The 17,413-nt window shown below is 32.3% G+C and carries 11 protein-coding genes, 1 tRNA gene and 3 pseudogenes; 9 read left to right on the top strand and 6 right to left on the bottom strand.

All coding sequences use genetic code 11. The features are described from left to right. The first annotated feature begins 87 nt into the window (after nucleotides 1–87). Complete coding sequence (locus ONG78_RS04120; RefSeq protein WP_213863939.1) at nucleotides 88–612, top strand: gamma carbonic anhydrase family protein; 525 nt, start codon at nucleotides 88–90, stop codon at nucleotides 610–612. Here ONG78_RS04120 and ONG78_RS04115 read toward each other — a convergent pair. Together ONG78_RS04115 and ONG78_RS04110 are read right to left on the bottom strand one after the other, a co-directional pair. Then, nucleotides 602–1,627: a hypothetical protein gene (locus ONG78_RS04115; RefSeq protein ID WP_264377729.1), complete on the bottom strand. Its 1,026-nt coding sequence runs from the start codon at nucleotides 1,625–1,627 to the stop codon at nucleotides 602–604. The two genes, ONG78_RS04120 and ONG78_RS04115, sit on opposite strands and share 11 nt — an antisense overlap. Nucleotides 1,628–1,854: 227 nt before the next feature. Next, nucleotides 1,855–2,604, bottom strand: coding sequence for a hypothetical protein (locus tag ONG78_RS04110; protein ID WP_007302596.1), 750 nt, complete (start codon nucleotides 2,602–2,604; stop codon nucleotides 1,855–1,857). Between the two features lie 213 nt (nucleotides 2,605–2,817). Here ONG78_RS04110 and ONG78_RS08000 point away from each other — a divergent pair. Continuing rightward, nucleotides 2,818–2,931 (top strand): annotated as a pseudogene (locus ONG78_RS08000) (IS481 family transposase); the annotation flags it as partial. Between the two features lie 298 nt (nucleotides 2,932–3,229). Here ONG78_RS08000 and glmS read toward each other — a convergent pair. The 3 genes from glmS to ONG78_RS04095 form a co-directional block, all read right to left on the bottom strand. Beyond that, nucleotides 3,230–5,041: a glutamine--fructose-6-phosphate transaminase (isomerizing) gene (gene glmS, locus ONG78_RS04105; RefSeq protein ID WP_264375401.1), complete on the bottom strand. Its 1,812-nt coding sequence runs from the start codon at nucleotides 5,039–5,041 to the stop codon at nucleotides 3,230–3,232. 8 nt (nucleotides 5,042–5,049) lie between these two features. Continuing rightward, nucleotides 5,050–5,463: a preprotein translocase subunit YajC gene (yajC, locus tag ONG78_RS04100; RefSeq protein ID WP_264377728.1), complete on the bottom strand. Its 414-nt coding sequence runs from the start codon at nucleotides 5,461–5,463 to the stop codon at nucleotides 5,050–5,052. A gap of 127 nt (nucleotides 5,464–5,590) precedes the next feature. Beyond that, nucleotides 5,591–5,667: transfer RNA gene (locus ONG78_RS04095), tRNA-Asp, on the bottom strand. Between the two features lie 181 nt (nucleotides 5,668–5,848). Between ONG78_RS04095 and rpsB the strand changes: the two genes are divergently transcribed. The 7 genes and pseudogenes from rpsB to ONG78_RS04060 form a co-directional block, all read left to right on the top strand. Further along, on the top strand, nucleotides 5,849–6,664 hold the full coding sequence (gene rpsB, locus ONG78_RS04090; protein WP_264377727.1) for a 30S ribosomal protein S2: 816 nt from the start codon (nucleotides 5,849–5,851) through the stop codon (nucleotides 6,662–6,664). After that, the gene (tsf, locus tag ONG78_RS04085) at nucleotides 6,661–7,506 is read left to right on the top strand and encodes a translation elongation factor Ts (RefSeq protein WP_264375865.1); all 846 of its coding nucleotides are present in this window, start codon (nucleotides 6,661–6,663) and stop codon (nucleotides 7,504–7,506) included. The genes rpsB and tsf overlap by 4 nt, the downstream gene beginning before the upstream one ends. Beyond that, nucleotides 7,490–8,233 carry a UMP kinase gene (gene pyrH / locus ONG78_RS04080; RefSeq protein WP_010407219.1) on the top strand — a complete coding sequence of 248 codons (744 nt, stop codon included), beginning with the start codon at nucleotides 7,490–7,492 and terminating at the stop codon, nucleotides 8,231–8,233. The genes tsf and pyrH overlap by 17 nt, the downstream gene beginning before the upstream one ends. Nucleotides 8,234–8,240: 7 nt before the next feature. Beyond that, nucleotides 8,241–8,798, top strand: a complete 558-nt coding sequence (gene frr, locus ONG78_RS04075; RefSeq protein ID WP_017532537.1) for a ribosome recycling factor — start codon at nucleotides 8,241–8,243, stop codon at nucleotides 8,796–8,798. Nucleotides 8,799–8,991: 193 nt separating this feature from the next. After that, nucleotides 8,992–10,008, top strand: a complete 1,017-nt coding sequence (locus tag ONG78_RS04070; RefSeq protein WP_135352867.1) for a substrate-binding domain-containing protein — start codon at nucleotides 8,992–8,994, stop codon at nucleotides 10,006–10,008. Between the two features lie 92 nt (nucleotides 10,009–10,100). Beyond that, nucleotides 10,101–11,060, top strand: a pseudogene (locus ONG78_RS04065) (IS256 family transposase). 175 nt (nucleotides 11,061–11,235) lie between these two features. After that, a pseudogene (locus ONG78_RS04060) lies at nucleotides 11,236–11,572 on the top strand (integrase core domain-containing protein); the annotation flags it as partial. Between the two features lie 77 nt (nucleotides 11,573–11,649). On the opposite strand, the gene ONG78_RS04055 reads toward ONG78_RS04060, so the two are convergent. Beyond that, a complete protein-coding gene (locus ONG78_RS04055) occupies nucleotides 11,650–17,013 on the bottom strand; it encodes an ankyrin repeat domain-containing protein (protein WP_264377726.1) in 5,364 nt (1,787 codons plus the stop codon). Nucleotides 17,014–17,413: the final 400 nt, after the last annotated feature.

The following is a 17,413-nucleotide window of genomic DNA, read 5'->3' as shown; positions in this document are numbered from 1 at the left end:
GGAGCATAAGGATCATAAGTCAAGAATATCTTTACCCGAGTAACTTGACTACTGGAACCCAAGTATGTATTAAACCTTATTTAAATTATGAGCTATCAAATTTTAAAATACAAAGATTATGAACCAAAAATGGATGAAAGTTCTTTTATCGCAGATGGTGTGCGTATCATAGGTAACGTTGAAATAGGAAGGAATGCGAGTATCTGGTTTAATTGTGTGATCAGAGGAGATGTTGGATCAATCAAAATAGGTGATGAAACGAATATTCAAGATGGCACCGTAATTCATGTAGATAGAAATCCAGGCGGTGACACGATTATTGGTAGTATAGTGACGGTTGGACATTTTTGTGTGTTACATGCATGCACGATACATGATAAAGCATTTATTGGTATGGGCTCTGTTATAATGGATCATGCGATTGTCGAGTCTGGAGCTATGGTAGCTGCTGGCTCACTGGTGACACATGGAAAAGTGATAAAAAGTGGTGAAGTATGGGCTGGCAGGCCAGCACAATTCTTCAAAAAAATGTCAGATGAGGAAATAAAACATATTACACAATCTGCACAAAATTATATCATGCTGATGAAAGAATATAAGGCTATATGCTAGGTTGAGAAATCTTCAGCTCTGATGCACATTCTACGTTAACTACTTCAAAAGTTTCTTCAACTATATAATGCTTATCAATATAAGCTTCTTCAACTCTAGGAATATGCTGATTAATAAAACTACCTCTGACTAGAATATCCTTTACTGGCCAGTTTGTTTCTATCTGAGTACCTGATGATTTAGCTGCACATTTTGTCCATGCTGACGTTAGAAAAAGAGATATAGTATTGTTTGAGTTAAGAAAGAAATTTACACGACTCCTGTAGTATTCAAGCGATTTGCCCACTGGATAATCTGGTATTTCACCTACAACCTTTCTTATTAACCAATTGCACTCTTTGGTAAATATGCTTGCTTCTTTTGGAACTTGTAGCGGTATTATAATATCATTGCTAATTCTATTTTCTTCTTGAGAAAAAAGTTCGGTGTAAGCTCCTTTTTTACTGTGTTTCTCAAAATACTTAGGAAAATAAATATTGAGATATTCAGAGTGTAATTCTATTCGACTTTTCTGATCATTTTCTAAGATAAACGTATATTTATCACCATTTTGCTTAAGTTCGCATAACTTAAATTTACTAAGGTCAGAGTCTGGAAATGGCTTTTCAATTTCAAAAGCAAGTGTAAGAGTGTGCGTTGTGTGATCAAATTCATTTTTTTCTTGTAGACCATCTTGTAGACTATAGTATTTATTTTTTTCATACTCTTTTCCTTCTATGTTAGCACTCACTTCCTCTTCATCCAAATTTTCAATAGCATCAAAAAATTCTTCTTCATCCAGATCTCTTTCTTTTTCACCTGGCTCTTGTTCTTTCAGAGAATCATACCATACATCCTCTTCATTAACTTTCTCCTCTATTGTATTTTCTACACTTATTTTTCTTGTATGATCATTTCCATTGCTAGCAGTTGTTTGATGATGTGTATCGTTAGTTTGAAAAAAGCTCTTTACTTTTGATATTAAGCTAATCCATGAAAGTCTGACTTGATTAAGTAGCCATTTAAAACTCTTCATTGTTTTACCCCAACCTAATTACTAAAAATTGTAACAGAATAAATTAAATATGTCAATAAGATACACAAATTGTACTAACTGGGAATTAGTGGCAGCACTTAACATCTGTGTAAATTTTGACATAGGCGTTTTCTGCATTTTAACCAAATCAGTAAGGAGAACACCATTGATATTCTCCTTTTAGAAGCAACTTGAATAAAACTGATAAAGTTTGAATTAAAGTGTGATTAGGAAAGTGAGTGATGAGAACTCTTTATTTGGACTTCTTTTGATTCATCTATTTTAGTATTAGGTCTTAGTGCTTCATATGTAGCACCACCAGCTACGAGTGCAGATGCTGTAGCTATGCCAATTATTGCTAATATACTTAGTCTAGTTGTATGTTCAAGTATAGTACTTGCTACCAGCCCAACAGCAAGACCAACACCAATAACAGCAGTGTACAACATTCTAGGATTATTTGAATTAGGCATATAGCTCACTAACTCTCTGCAACACTTTTCTGATTCTTTCTTTATATCCTCGAGCTTATTTAGATCTTCTTCTTCTATTTTAGCATTTAATTCTAGTTTCTTACATAATTCTTGCATTTCTTTTACTTGTTTTTCTAATTTTTTTAAAAAATTTATTATTTTTGTTCCTTGTAATTTTATTATTGTTTCCTTAAGTAGTAACGTTGATATTGGCATTGCTATTTCTTCTATCTCTTTTTCTGTTTTCCTTTCCAATTCCACTACTTTTTCTATTCCTTCGTCTGATATTTCAGTGTCTTTTTTTAGTTCTATTTCAAATTTTCTTTTTTTCAACTCTGATTTTGCTTCTTCTAATGATTCTAATGCATTCCATAGCTTTTCACCAGAATTCTGACTCCGTTTTGGTGACATAGACTGACTGCCTTTGAACTTTTTTGGTGATATGGGCTGATTTTTACCATCTTTAAGCTTTTTTGAGTTTTCACCAGCACTTACTTTAGCCATAATAAACCTCGCATATTAAATAATGCTATTACATAATATCTTTAAAGCTCAAGGTCAAATAGTATCTTTACATAATATAAATCATAAACAGAAAATTTTAGTGTAAATTGCCATATTTACTTTGTGCTACGGTTTGAGATAGAATAACAACTTGCTTCAAATATGGAAAGGCAGTACAACTCTATAATCAAGTTACTGAACTCTCATTTACTCCTCTTTTTTTGTAAAACAATCTACAATTCATTAGAAGATCTTCAGATAGACGTTGATCATTGGTTGTGTTTTTACAATGAGACAAGACCTCATTCTAGTAAATATTGTTATGGCGATGTAGACTTTCCTGAATAGAAAACATATTAGAAAAATATTAGTAGCATTACATAAGAGACTGATATTAGTTTTCAATTTTTCTGTTAGTTAATTCTTGCTTGCTAGGTTAAGTTGTGTCTGGTAACCATAATGGCAAATCTTGTTAATTTGAGGCGTGGATTTTAGCCTCTCTCATCCTTACATTAGTTACATATTCTTTCGCAGAGGGCTAATGATAGCAATGAATTTATTAGTAAAATTCAGTAATTTATAACTGACAATTAGAGCTGTTAATTAGCAACTCACTTTAAATAAGTTACTCAACTGTGACAGATTTAGCTAAATTTCTCGGACAATCTACATCTAACCCTTTTTTTTCTGCAATAGAATAAGCAAGAAATTGCATAGCAACACTGTAGATAATTGGAGAAACAAAATTGTCAACTTCTGGAAGTTGCACCACATCTATGCAAATTCCCTTTAAGAGCGGTGCTCCTTGCTTATCACTAAAGGCAATTACTTTACCTTTTCTTGCAATAATCTCTTGTATATTGGATAGCGTTTTAAAGAATAAATTATCGTAAGGAATAATTGCGATAACAAGTACAGTAGAGTCTATCAAGGCGATAGAACCGTGCTTCATTTCTCCCGCTGCAATACCAATTGTGTTGATATATGAAAGCTCTTTTATCTTCAATGCACCTTCCATTGCAACTCCATATGAGCTTCCTCTCCCAATTATAATTATATTATTGTGCTCTAATATACTGCCTGATATATGTTGTATTTCCATCACATTCAAAACATGCTCTACATGTTCGGGAATGGAATTAATAGCACCGCTTAGTTCCTTTATCCTCTCTCTACCCAGTATACCTTTTATTTTTCCAAGCTCTACAGCAAAGCATGCTAAAATTGCAAGCTGCGTAGAAAAGGTTTTTGTCGAAGCAACACCAATCTCAGGTCCAGCAAGAGTATGCAATACAATATCTGAGGCTTTTTCTATGCTGCTATTAAATGTATTAATTATGCTAATGATCATTTGTTTCTGCAATCTCGCATAACGTAGTGCTTCCATAGTATCTGCAGTTTCACCAGATTGAGAAATGAATAAGCCAATACTACCTTCTTCGAGCTTGACGCTGCTATACCTAAATTCTGACGAGATTTCTAGATATACCCGAATTTGAGCAATACTTTCCAGCCAACACTTTGCTATTAGTCCAGCAAAATAGGATGAACCGCATCCAACTATAGTAATGTAACCTAGTTCAGAAAATAATTCTTTGTTGATTTCTTTATATTGTTTATAAAATTGATTTATTGTTTTGTTTAATGCATACGGTTGCTCAAAAATTTCTTTTAGCATAAAGCTAGGGTAACCATTTTTACTAATTAGAAAATTTCTTGGACTGCTATTTTCTGTTCTGCGTTTAACTTGTATACCATTATTATATATACTGAATTCGTTAGATTTTATTACTGCAATATCATTATCTTCTAAATGCAATATTTTTTCTACAAATGAATTCAAAGTATTAGTATCAGAAGCAGCAAACACTTTATTACAGTTATATCCTATTGCTAAAGGCAAATTTCTTTTTGCAACAAATAAAGTATCTGGATATTCTGCAAATAATAAAGCCAAAGCAAGTGAACCTTGTAAATTGTTTAGACACTGTAATATAGAATCAACTGGTGACAATCCTTCATTAAGATATGCAGTTAATATGTTTGGTATTACTTCTGTATCAGTGTCGGTATGAAAAGATACTCCCTTTTCCTCCAGATCCTTTTTTAATATATTGTAATTTTCAATTATGCCATTATGAGCAACAACAACATTATTTATATAAATGGGATGAGCATTTTTAAGATTTGGAGCTCCATGTGTAGCCCAACGAGTATGTGCTATACCAACTTTGCTACTAGATATCTTGCTCTCATGAACAACTTCACACAATCTTTCAACTTTACCTTCTGATTTTTTTACTTCTATCTTACCTCTATTATTTATAATTGCTATACCTGAAGAGTCATACCCTCTGTATTCCAATTTTTGCAACGCGGTTAGTAAAGTTGGTATTACTGAATCACCGCTACTTACTATACCTAATATTCCACACACTTCTTAAATTATGAAGCATTTTTGTCTTTTTTACTTTCCTCTAGTTTATTTTTCTTGCCATTCTTTTCAATTTTGCTTTTTTCAATAGATTTAGCTACTGGCTTTTGAATTTCTTTATTTAAGATTTCAGATATAGCAGACTTTAGGATTTTTATTTCAATTTTTGGTGCTATTTCTAGTATTAGTTGTGCATTTACTTCGTCAACTTTGTTTACTTCACCTATTATTCCACTAGAAGTAATAACCGTATCACCACGTTTTATTTGATCTATCATCCTTCTATGTTCTTTTAGTTTTTTGTGATTGGGGCGAATAATGAGAAAATAAAATACTACAAATATTAAAATGAGTGGAATAAAGTTAGCAACAGATGCTGATACATTATTAGTCGCATCTGCCGCAAAAACCTCAGAAATGAACATATTTAATCCCAATTATTAATAAAATTAAATAGATTAAGCAGCAATTACAATATCATGTCAAGTCTCTGAAAGAAATTAATTCAAATTAATAAGAAACTTAAAGAATTTTAAGGTGTTTCTGCTGTAATGGCGGGAGTGATGAGACTTGAACTCACGACCTCATGCGTGACAGGCATGCGCTCTAACCAACTGAGCTACACCCCCCATTGCTTTTTAACGTTTGCAACCTTAAAGCTAATCAACGTGTTGCCACTTGTCAATATTTTTTGTTTGCGCTTTTTTGTCTTTTTTATTACCATGTAAATAACTTAATTTCACACATGGCTTATGCAAGTAGTCCCGTTAGGGTTATGCCATGGAGGATAAACTATTTGGAGGAGTAAATATGACAAATTTGCCTAAAGTTACTATACGTGATTTAGCTGAATCTGGTGTGCATTTTGGCCATAAAGTTAGTCGCTGGAATGCGAAAATGGCCCCATATATATATGGTATACATCAACAGAATCGTATACACATAATAGACTTACGAAAAACATTACCATTGTTAGAGGCGGCGATGAAAGCTTTATACGATGTTGCATCTCAAGATGGTCGCATTTTATTTGTTGGTACGAAATTTCAAGCTTTAGATATTGTTGCAAGTGAAGCAGTTCGTTGTGGTCAGTATTATGTAAATGATCGATGGCTTGGTGGTATGCTTACTAATTGGAACACTGTTTCTTTTTCGATAAAAACTTTGATACAATATGAGAAAATATCCAATGATGAAGATAGCATCTTAACAAAAAAAGAATTAGGAAACATTGAAAAGAAAAGAAAAAAGCTTGATAAAGAATTGGGTGGAATTAGAGAAATGGGAGCAGTTCCTGATATTTTATTTATTATTGATACTAACAAAGAGCATATAGCGGTTAAAGAGGCCAAAAAACTGGGTATTCCTGTAGTTGGAGTACTTGATACCAATTCTGACCCAGATGGTATTGCCTATCCTATACCAGGAAATGATGATTCAAGAAAATCAATAGAGCTCTATTGTAAATTAGTTGCTGATTCTATATTAGCTGGAATAGAGTCTAGTTTGACAAGGTCTAGAGTTAAGGATGATGAGCTTATTCAAGAAAAAGAAGAGGATATTGTGCAAACTAAAAAGAAGCGTATTAAGGTTGAAACAGAAAGGGAGGTAATAGTAAGTAAATGAAGATGGATTCAAGTAGTATAAGGGAATTACGCGATAGAACAGGGCTTGGCTTAAGCGATTGTAAGAAAGCGTTAGAAGAGTGTGATGGTGATATTAAGAAAGCCGTTGATAGGTTACGTACAATAGGATTTGCTAAAGCTGACAAAAAGTCTGATAGAGTAGCTTCGGATGGGCTTATTGCTATGTGCTTGGCTAAAAATTATGGTGTATTGGTTAAAGTCAATTGTGAAACTGATTTTGTTGCTAGAAATGAGAAGTTCATAGCATTAGTTTCAAATTTAGCATCAATTGCTTGTCAAGAACGTTGTACTAGTCTTGATGAGTTAAAAAATGCCAAATATGAAGATGTTGGTACAGTGCAGGAAGCTATTATGAGTGGTACATCGGTTCTTGGTGAGAAGTTAGAGTTAAGCAATCTTTGCTACCTAGAGACTAAAGATGGGATTATTTCTGGATACGTACATGGTGATATGCCTGGCTTAGGTAAGATTGGTGCTTTAGTAGCATTGCAGTCATCTGGTGATAAAAAAGAGATTGGAAAGCAAATAGCTATGCATGTAGTTGCTATGAAACCTGAAGCTTTATCTATAAATGATTTAGATCAAGAAAAATTAAAAAATGAGCGTTCTATAATCGAGGAGCAAGTAAAGAGCTTAAATAAACCTGAAGAGGTAGCGAAAAAAATAGTAGATGGACGAATGGCTAAATACTATGAAGAAGTTGTTCTGCTAGAGCAGAAGTTTATAAAAGATGATAAAATGAAGATTGCTGATTTTATAGAATCAAGTGCTGTTAAATTAGCTAATTATAAGTTACTTACTTTGGATGGTGCAAATAAGTAACAAAACTTCAGAAGTAAAGTACCCCAGAGTGTTATTCAAAATCTCTGGGGAGGCTTTGATGGGATCAAAGCTATTTGGCCATGATATGGAAGTTATAGATAAACTATCCAAAGACATAGTTGAAGTTTGTAATCTCGGGGTTCAAGTTTGTATTGTTGTTGGTGGTGGGAATATTTTTCGTGGTGCATCAGCGTCTTTAAGTGGCTGTGAAAGAGCAAGCAGTGATTATATTGGAATGCTTGGTACTGTCATTAATGCTTTAATTTTGCAAAATTTTTTAGAAAAAAGCTCTATAGTCTCTAGGGTGTTGTCTGCTATACCCATGACTACTATATGTGAGCCTTATATAAGAAGGAAGGCTATTCATCATTTAGAGAAAGGTAGAGTGGTCATTTTTGCAGCAGGCACAGGTAACCCATTTTTTACTACAGATACAGCTGCAGCTTTACGTGCTGTTGAAATGAATTGTGATGTTATTTTAAAAGGTACTCAAGTAAGTGGTGTATATTCTGCCGATCCAAAAAAAAATGAGAATGCTGTGATGTATGATAGGCTTTCTTATACAGATCTGCTAACTCGTGATTTAAAAGTTATGGATGCATCAGCAATTTCACTTGCTCGTGAGAATTCTATCCCAATTGTAGTTTTTTCTTTAAAAAGAGAAAAAATGGTTGATATTATTAAGGGTCAAGGCACTTATACTATAGTTTCAGATTGTAAACATTAGGTAATTTATGTTAAACGAAATAAAAGCTAAAACAAAAGAAAGAATGCTAAAAACTATTCAGTCTTTTCACGATGATATGAAAGGTGTACGTACTGGTAGAGCTAACGCATCATTACTTGATGGTATAGTTGTAAATATCTATGGTGGACATCAAAAACTGAACCAAGTTGCAGGAGTTTCAGCTATAGATAACAAAACTCTATCAGTTAAAGTTTGGGATGCTACTGTTATCGGTGAAGTAAAAAATGCGATAATCAATGCTAACCTGAATTTAAATCCTGTTGTTGAAGGAAATACTATACGTATAGTTCTTCCAGACTTAACACAAGAAACTCGTGAAAAATTAGTGAAATTATTGCATCAATTTTCTGAAAATGCACGAGTTGCAATTAGAAATATACGCAGAGATGTTATGGAAGAAATAGAGGAAATGAAGAAAAATAAGGAAATCTCAGAAGATGATTTTCATGTTGCCAAAAAGGAAATACAAAACATTACTGATGATAATGTAAAAAAAGTCGATGATGACTTATCTATTAAAGAAAAGGATATATTGCATCATTAAGTTAATATGAAAGAATTTTTCAGTATTGAAAAACATAAGAGGATTCGATATAGATACAGTTGTATGAATGCTGTGATTCAGATCTCATCATTACGCACACATTTGATCGTTATACCTTTTGAAATCTAGAAAAAAAGCTTTTCAGTTTGATTTTTTATTACGATAATTAAGTTTACACTCTTGAGCGAAAACGATGCTGAAACGCCTTTTCCTTATTTTTGCATTTGTATTACTCATCCCACTGTCAAATGTTGATGCCAGAAGATATATCAGAATTGTTGGATCTTCAACTGTTTTTCCTTTTATCTCATTTATATCTGAAGAATTCAGCCGTATATTTTCCTTTAAAACTCCAGTTGTAGAATCGATAGGAAGTGGATCAGGGTTCAAAATGTTTTGTTCAGGAATAGGGGAAGGCACACCAGATATCACTACTTCATCTCGCCCTATGAAGGAAGTAGAGAGAGAATTATGTAAAAGAAATAAAGTGAATGAAGTAATAGAGATCATAATTGGCTATGATGGAATTGTTATTGCAAATTCAAATCAAAGCCATAGATTTGATTTTACAAAAAATGACCTGTTTGAAACTTTATCTTCATATTCTGAAGACAATGATAGATTAGTAAAGAATAACAAGAAATTTTGGTCTGATGTAAATCAAGCTCTACCAAAAACAGAAATTAAAATCTATGGCCCACATCAAAATACAGGTACACATGAAACTTTGATTAATTTTATTATGCTTGATCAATATTCATGTATGAACTCAAGGATTTTCAAAGAGAATTATCAAGACCAAGAAAAAAGAAAGAAAGCATGTAGTAATATCAGAGATGATGGAAGATATATAGAAGTTGGAATTAATGAAAACATAATAATACAAAAATTGAAGAGCAATAAAAATGCTTTAGGAATATTTAGCTTCAGCTTTTTAGCGAAAAACCAAGATGAGATTCAAGGAAGCACAATCGCAGGAATTGAGCCAACTTATAAAAATATATCATCGGGGGAGTATATGTTAGCAAGGCCTTTATATCTTTATATAAAGAAAGAACACTTAGATACTGTTGATGGATTAAGGGAATTCATTAGAGAAGTTGTAGACTCTATTAGTACTGAAGGTGGATATTTATCTAGGCTTGGCTTAATTCCACTTTCAAGCGAAAATATGAAAAAAGTCTTGGAAAAGGTTCGTGATATAATATGATGACTTTGATATTTTTTTATTGGAAGTGTTAAATAAACTGTGTCAAACCGAGAAGTAAAGTAATAAATTGATAAAAAAATGGAGGTTTGACAATGAGTCAAGCAAACAGAACTACCGGTTTGGTAGACTATAAAGAATTAGAAACAAATATCTTATCATCTATACGAGAAGGAAAACCATTGACAGGAAGAGATGGAGCATTAACACCATTTATAAAAAAACTGCTAGAGGGAAGGCGAGATAGAAAACCATTTGTCGGCTGAAAGCGAAGAAAACAACCGAAGAAATTCAAAGACTTTACGGACAAGTATTTGAACTATTGACACCAAGAGATAGAGAAGGAAGTTTCGAGCCACAAGTAGTCAGAAAAAGGCAAACAACCGAACTTGAAGCAAAGGTTTTAAGTACATATGCCAGTGGCATGGGATATAGCATCGCATGTAGAAGAAATATAAAATATCTGCAGCAGAGATATCAAGTATTACTGACAAATTGTTACCGGTAATCAACGAATGGCGCAGTCGTCCGCTGCAATCTGTATATCCAATAGTGTTCATGGTTTTTTAAGGTCAAGGAGGACGGGCATTGTGTAAGCAAATGTATGTATAACATATTAGCAAAATGGCAGAAAAGAAGTTTTGGGTTTTTATTTGGCTGAAAGTGAAGTTCTGGTTGGGAGTACTAAATGACCTAAAGGAGAGAGGAGTAGATGATATTCTGATAGCTTTGTGTTAAAAAGCTTTCCTAAAGCTATAAATAGCGTATTTCCTAAAGCAGAAATGTATAGTACATCAGATAAGAAATTCACTGAAATATGTATCGAGCAAAAGTTTTCATGAATGATTTGAAAAAAACATATCAAGTAGAGAAATAGCCGAGAATTTACTAAAACCAAGGGCTCATTTACTAGCACAAATGCCTTGTATAAACAGGCATATTGTGCTATAAAGAAGGCAGGAGAGAAATGGACTATGCCTATACATGATTGGGCTTTAACTATCTCTCAACTTGATATCTTTTTTCCTGGTAGGTTAAAAATCGAGTTGAACTAAAAATGCGATTTGACACAGTTTATTTAACACTCCCTCTCAAAGAGGTGCTTTTAAAATGCTATTTGATTAATAACTTTACTGATATAGGCCTATTTTCAAATTTGCCTCGTAAATTCCTTTCATTACTCCTCCTCATTCCTTGCCATTCAACAAAGCCTCCCAGAAGCACCATAAATACGCTTTTCAACACATATTTAATAGAGTTTGTGAAGAAAATGACACTGAACATCGTTTGACAAAAGTCTTGGACAAATGGGCAAGTTGAACGTATGAATAAAACTTTTAAAAATGCTACAGTTAAAAAATATTACCACCGCTCACATCAGCAGCTCAAAAAGCATCTTTACAATTTTATGATGGCTTACAATTATGCTAGAAGAATTAAAACTCTTAATGGTCTTACACCTTTCGAATTTATATGTTTACAGTGCTCCTCATTTATTTACACTACCATCACACTCTGGAACCATGTATCTAAACTTCTGCTGAAACCTTACTGTAATTGTCCTTAGATTATCATTAAATAATATTAAAAATTTAAGCATCTAGACCCATCTGTTGTAAGAAGATAATGTTTTGCCAGTCAATATTATAAATTGACTATAGCATCTTGCTGACGGCTAAGATTTACGTTGACATCGTTAAGATAAATCTTACTGGCTGGCTGGTTATCTATTTTTCTCCTTTTAGTTTTTGTACTCTCTGTGTCTAGAAACCTTTTGTTTCCTAGCAGTAACTCTTCACTTGATACTGAAGAAGAACTTTCCCTATTTTTTTCTACATAAAGCTCTTTTAAGATTGAAACACCCTTAGCATTCAAATCAGATTTTTCAAATTGTAAGAGCGATTCTCTTTTTTCTACCTCATTTTTTAAATATGTTGATTTATCTTCATCTCTAGTAAACAACTTTTGTATAGCATATACAGTATCTAAAGTATCAAGATGATTTATCCCTATAACCTTCTCTTGTAATTCTTGCAATCGTTGAAGTTCTTGTAATGCTTTTTCTTTATCCTCTAAGCAACTATGTAAAACAGCTATATAAAACTTCACAGATAGTACGTTAGGATGATTATCTAAAAATCCATAATTTTTTTGTAGCTTCAGCACTTTCTCAAAATATTGCAATGCTTTCTCTCTTAATTCTCTTTGAATTACTTTTCCTACCTCTATTGCAACAAAATAAGGAGCCGGTTGTAAGTACTGACTACTCTCTTGATTTATCAGAATATCTTGTAGCTGCCTAAATAAAGCTTTTATACTCAATTCACGAGGTAAATCTTCTTTATGTGGTAACGCTTCTTCATTTATAGTTACTTTTTTTCTTTCTTGACTCATAAAGAAATATGCTAAGGCATAGATATATTTTGTATCTAAATTATAAAATTCATACACCTCGGAAGGATCAAGATAAGGATCATCATCGGAGTTAAAATCACTTATTTTAAGGAAAATTTCATTTCTCAGTTGTCTTACATAGTACAAAGTTGTAAATGCATCAGTATATCTTTTTTGCATTACAAATACTTCAGCTATAATAACTGCCATATCTAGATGTTCTTCTATAAGTTCCATGATTTCTTCGTTAAATGAACTAGTAAATATAAAGTTATTGTATTTACTGTACGACAATGCTTTTTTATAATTTTTTTGTTTGAGATAAATAGAAAGTATTTTTTTATCCAAAGCAAGAGAAGGAAATACATCATTTACCTTCTCTAATTTTTTCAAATCTAGAAAGACTTTTAATGCTTTATCATACCATCCCAAACCAGCTCGCGCACAGGCAAACTCATATTTGATCAACCTTGAATATCCATCATCTACAGCAAGTAATTGATATAATTGCGACGTAAGATTGATAACTTTTTGATACTCATATAACTCATTTAAGCCACTTAAAATTAAACAAGGAAGATTCTTATTTTCTTCTATTAGATAGTCATATTTTTGACCATGATCAAACAAAGATAAGAGGTGAACTACATCTAAAAACCCTCCTTCAGTTTCAGATACCAATTCTATTATACAACTTAATATGTATTTTTCCTCATCTATGGTAAACTGTGAACGTATTACTTTTTTTATTAATTCATGCATAGTATAGACCTTGTATTTACCTTCCTTTTTTGGATAAATTATCGAATATTGTTCTAGCAATTTAAAAATGGAGTATAGCCTATCCTCATATCTAATCCAGGGAAGAAATAAATTGGGATCAATTGTACCATGACCAAAATAAGCCATAGCATTTAAAATTTTTAGAACTTTCTCTCCAGAACTCATCTTTTCTATTGTTTCCATCGAGATTAGTAATGTTATTTGCAGTATTCTATCGTATTCATTTTGTCTAGTGTTTCGTGGAAATTTCTGATTAAAACTTTCGTATTGTATTAAATATTCAAAAATTCCAAATGCTTCGCTCAAAGAGCTTGATCCTTTGTTTTTAATACATGCTACTGCTAGATTTATAGCTAATGGAAAACCTTCGAGTTTTCTTATTAGTGCTTTTATTTTTTCATCTTGCGACTTATCTGCTATCTCTAAAATTCTTTTTACAAGTTGTATAGCTTCTTTTTCTCCAAGACTATCTAAAGACACTTCTGCTATATCTTGATAACCTTGATCAGAAGAAGTAAATAAGCAGTCAAAACCACCTCTTTTACCTCTGATCTTTAAAATTCTCTCTAGATCTTCTTTTTTAACTCCCTGAAAAAGGAATAGGCATTTTTCCTCTCCTTTATTTCTTTCTCTTTCCATACACATGCTTAGCCTATCTCGGACAAGGGAATCAAAAGAACTTTCTATGGACAATATATCTTGAGTATTTACCTCATAGATATGAAGATAAACTCCTTTGTTTTCTTCAACAAATTTTCTAGCTAGTTGAGTTTTGCCAATTCCAGATGGACCTACTATTATTACTTCTCCCCCATGTAATTTTGTATATATCTCCTCTATTTGTTTCTTTCTTCCAGTGAATTCTTCTACTGGAGCACATACATCCTTAAAATTCATTTTCCCAAGTAGAGATGATAATCTTTTTATATCTGATACTTTTATACTAGGCCAAAAACTCCTAGATCTTGCTGTATTACCATGCTCTGATTCAAGTAGGTTGCTATAGTTTTGAGAGACTGTTTCAGCATGATTTACAAATGCTTCTTTTACTTTTAGATAATAAAACGAATTTGGAATTGTTTTTAAATTTTTTTCCATCAAAGATACAACATCACTATTTTTTTCAGTTCTTCCTATTAACTCTTTGCCTCCTATTATATGTTGTTCTTTTTTTCCTTCTTCTTTAACTAAGTATTTCAAATTCATATCTAAATTTTGTTTGCGCTCTTGACAACAAAATAAGATATGCTCGTTTAAAAAGCTTACCTCTTGTTCAATATGGGATTTAATTTTTACTATAAGATCCTCAATTATCTTTTTGCTTGGAATTTGGATTTCTTTATTGACAATATAAAATATCTTCTCCACTTTAGCCTTAAATTCTTGTATATTTAAGGCATCTAAAGTATACACATAGTTTTCAAGTTCTACGTTTGTAGCTTCTACTCTAATATATCTTGTATCATATGTTCTTTTCGACTTTTCACCCATAAGGGAACGGCGATAACCATACTGACTAGATTTATCCTCACTTTTCTTTCTATAATAGACGAAAGAGCCTTCACTGCCTTCTGCAATTCCGATATTTTCATATAGGTCTCTAAGATTATAACTTATTTCTCCATACTGCGCAGACATACCTTGAAAGTATGTATTTAGAACAAGGGTTTCAGCTATTCTTATATTGCTCAAATCTCCCTTGTATTCTTTCTGAATGTAATATTCAATTATCTTATCTACGATATCATCTGCTATCTTTGAAATATGATCAAAGCCTATTTTCTCAAACTGCATTTCAAAACTTTGAAAAATATTGCATCCAGCATCCATTAATATTTTTCTAAAGCCCAGTTTATATTCATTAAACGTTCCTATTAAGTCTGATAGATTAATAAAACTTTTTGTCGCTTTTGTTACATTACCTTCTCTCAAAGATGCTTTCATACCAAACATCTCCCAATCATCATGTGTTGAACATCCAAAAATACTTTGCACAAACCTGTTAATGCTCACCCCATCCGAAAATATTCTGTTTCCCTCTCTCAGTGTACTTGCAAGTATATCATATATAATAAGCCTCGTTTCAAATGATTGAATGAAACTCAGAACAAACTTCATCAAATTTGAATACTCTACTTGATAAAATTGATAATGATTATTTTCTTTATAAGACAAGCGTATTTTGTTACAGTATTTTTTCTTTTCATTGTATATAAGATCTTTTGAATCTTTCTCAGACACTATTATCGCTGTATTTAGTAGATCAGACATTGCATTTATTTCATGCTTTCCACCCCAAGTTTGAGTCATTTCCATGCATTTCAAGTATGTATCAAATATAAATTCCTGAACTTGATCACGTTTTTTTATCTTATTAAGTTCAGTACAAATTTCCTTTATTGCACTTTCATCAAAAAAATTGGGTTGGAGTTTACTAGTGTCAATATTATACTGCTCAATTTTTTCAGCACCGAATTCATGTTCAAACTCTTTTTTAAAGGTACCTCCTGTAAAATAACTTCCACTGTGACTCTCAAAAAGATCCATAATTTCAACCTTATTTTCAAATCTTCTTTGGCTGAAACATACTTCATCAGCAACCTCACAACGAAATTTCTTCGTTACCAACCGCCTCATTACACTATCCTCATAAATATTTGCATTACTTTGTATTAGCCTTTGAATTGAATGTACATCATGGTCGCTCGCAAATAATTCTTTAAACCTTTCATGGAAGGCATAATCATCAAATTTTACGGGAGTTAAGTAAGCTAAAGCAACAGACCAAAATAAGCAACTGCCATCTCCTGGTATATCAACTTCTTTATATGAAATAAGCGGTTGCAGTATCTTAGCGATATCTTTTCTGTTATTATCTTTAGCAATATCTATAGGAGTCTTTCCCTCTCCATTTACAACATCAACTTGCGTTCCTATCTTTAGCAAAAACCTAACAATTTTTGATTCTCCAGCACGAACAGCAATATGTATCGGTGTATCATTATATTGATTCACCTGAAAATTAACGTTTAGACTCGGATATGCTTCAAAAAAACTTTTTAGCTTTTTAAGCTTTCTATCTTCTATAAGATTAGAACCCTCTAGAATACTAGTAAATTCTTTCTGTATTTCACTTATTAATAGTGTCTCGCTCAAGATTGGCTCAAAATGAAAATCTCCTTTATTTATTATATGTATAGTATCTTTTTCATTATAATCTGTACTTACAAATTTGGATCCTAATCCATCAATAAGAGACCCTGACCATTCATATATGGGAAGATATTCAATAACATGCAGCTTAACATTATATTCATTACAAATCATGCTTCCCTCAATTTTAGGTCTGCCACATATAGGAACCTGCAACGTATTTCCATACTTTAAATCAGTTAATGATGAAGCCACTTCTTTATTGTCCTTCTGCATTCTTTCTATATCTTCATTACTGTATTCTATACCAACCAAATAAGTCTTCCATAATTCATCATCATCAATACCAGGCCCTGGAGGTATTACTGTAGAATCTTCACGGTTTCTAGCATCGGCTATAATCTTTTCTTTCATTTCTTGACTAATTAAAGCTTGCTTCCTACAAATTTCTCTCAAAGATTTCACAGTAACACTTGTTCCTGGCTTTAATTGCTTAAGTCCTTGTACAACCGCGTGAAAGAAACCATCCCCTCCTCCAACTGTTTTCCCTATTGTAAAACCTTCTGGCAGCTGTAATATTTGCTGACTACTAGATGACAATGTGTCTTCTTTTTGCGTTCTTATTAACCTAGATTGATTATCTGTTACTTGTTCCTTTGTATTTTCTTTACCTAACATAAAGTCCCCTATATTTTAATATTCATATTTTGATTGTTTTGTCGTAAACCTCTTTTCTGAAGATTGGTTTTGACATCTAATTCATTTGATTCTTATGCAGCTGTACCAAACCAATTTGCTGTAGAAACTTTACGGTAATCCTAAGTAACTTTGATTACAGTGTGCCTTTCTTTTGATTTCTTACTAAACTAGATATATTCTTAAAAAAGCCAGGATTGCTTTCTGAATGATGTACATAATACAATTCATCTAACACCCCATGTATTCTTTACATTGAATCACATTATAGCTAAAAAGATCTAGCAGAGCAAGAAATTTTTAGCATTTTATTTTAGTTTGTATTTTTAAAACTAAAGCCAGTACTTGCAAAAACACTTCTGTTTTTTTACTGCAATGTACT

This window comes from Wolbachia endosymbiont (group B) of Philonthus cognatus (assembly GCF_947179345.1).
GTDB lineage: Bacteria > Pseudomonadota > Alphaproteobacteria > Rickettsiales > Anaplasmataceae > Wolbachia.
Note: the sequence above shows the minus strand (reverse complement) of the source record. Positions and strands in the feature narration are given on the sequence as shown.